The 797-nt window shown below is 67.3% G+C and carries 1 protein-coding gene; it reads left to right on the forward strand.

The genetic code is table 11. The annotated features are described in order from the left end of the window. On the forward strand, nucleotides 1-644 hold a 644-nt coding region (gene tal, locus IF29_RS0141170; RefSeq protein ID WP_030267715.1), incomplete at its 5' end, for a transaldolase. Nucleotides 645-797: the final 153 nt, after the last annotated feature.

The following is a 797-nucleotide window of genomic DNA, read 5'->3' on the forward strand; positions in this document are numbered from 1 at the left end:
ACGTCACGCTGATCTTCTCGCTGGAGCGCTACCGCGGCGTCATGGACGCCTTCCTGACCGGCCTGGAGACCGCCAAGGCCAACGGCCACGACCTGTCCCAGATCGAGTCCGTGGCCTCCTTCTTCGTCTCCCGCGTGGACACCGAGATCGACAAGCGCCTCGACAAGCTGGCCACCCCCGAGGCCAAGGCCGCCAAGAGCAAGGCCGCCGTGGCCAACGCCCAACTGGCCTACCAGGCCTACGAAGAGGTCTTCAGCTCGGACCGCTGGAAGGCGCTGGCCGAGGCCGGTGCCAAGCCGCAGCGTCCGCTGTGGGCCTCCACCGGCGTCAAGGACCCGTCCCTGGACGACACCCTGTACGTGGTCGAGCTGGTCGCACCGGGCACCGTCAACACCATGCCCGAGGCGACGCTGAACGCGGTCGCCGACCACGGCGTGATCCGCGGCGACAGCATCACCGGCAACTACGCCGCCGCGCAGGCCGTCATCGACGAGCTGGCCACCTTCGGCATCTCCTACGACGACGTGGTCCAGGTCCTCGAGGACGAGGGCGTGGAGAAGTTCGAGGCGTCCTGGAAGGAACTGCTGGACACCGTCACCGCCTCGCTCGCGAAGTTCGCCCCGAAGGGGGGCACCGAGAAGTGAGTGAAGAAGCCTCAGCAGTACTTGAGGAGGAGACCGGCGTCATCGACGCCTGGATCAATCCGTTGCGTGATCCGGCGGATCGTCGGTTGCCGCGGATCGCGGGTCCGTCGGGTCTGGTGATCTTCGGGGTCACCGGTGACCTGTCCCGCAAGA

Origin of the sequence: Streptacidiphilus jeojiense (genome assembly GCF_000719095.1) — a bacterium.
GTDB classification, from domain to species: Bacteria; Actinomycetota; Actinomycetes; order Streptomycetales; family Streptomycetaceae; genus Streptacidiphilus; species Streptacidiphilus jeojiensis.